1 pseudogene is annotated in these 748 nt (G+C 38.6%); it reads right to left on the bottom strand.

Features of this window, described 5'->3' with window-relative positions:
- Window positions 1-748, bottom strand: a pseudogene (locus tag CBI42_RS10995) (phage tail tip lysozyme); the annotation flags it as partial.

The following is a 748-nucleotide window of genomic DNA, read 5'->3' as shown; positions in this document are numbered from 1 at the left end:
TTGAAGCTTTTAGTTGTGTTTTTTCATAAATTTCACTCTTAGAGGTATAACCAAACCGCTTCAGGATAACTAGAGGAGCTTGGTAAGAAGGATCGTCCTCCTGGTAAAAGGGATTAGCTAGTTCTTGATAAGAAGGATAGCGACCAACTTCTTTAGTCAACTCCTCTAATTCTTTATACTCTTCTAGTTCACTGTCACTCAATTTGGCCCATTCTAATTTCGAAGAAGAACCATATAAATCAGCCATCTTCTTCAAATTATGAGGATCATCATTCAAATGATTCCAAAGGTCATTCAAGGCATCAGAATAGTGATTAAAACCTAATGTCCCAGCCCATTCTCCACCTGTCCCATCTTTCCAGGAACTCTCTGGTTTCCAATCACTACCGTAGCGAAAATTCATGAAAAAGAGCATATCATCAATGTTCGTCCAATAGTCAACCTTATCATTTGACTTCTCTCTATCACGTTTACTGATCTGAAGCCAGGACTTATTAAGGTCAAATTCATTTTGTTGGACGGGACCACTGCCTCCAAACACTGCCATAAATACCCCTATGACAGCAAAGATAAGAAACATTAAAAAAAAGGACTTGACAGCTAAAGGATTGGCTAAAATCGAACGTAGTAATTTTGACGCAAACTTTAAGGCTTTTCCTGAACGTTTTGATGCCTTCCCAAACTTTGAACGTGCCAGTCGCTTTTTGGCATGTTTCATTTTTTTGCTGAGTTTTCCTTCCCAGGAGAA

This window comes from Streptococcus sp. KR (assembly GCF_002238115.1).
Lineage (GTDB): Bacteria > Bacillota > Bacilli > Lactobacillales > Streptococcaceae > Streptococcus.
This window is presented reverse-complemented; position numbering and strand designations above follow the sequence as displayed.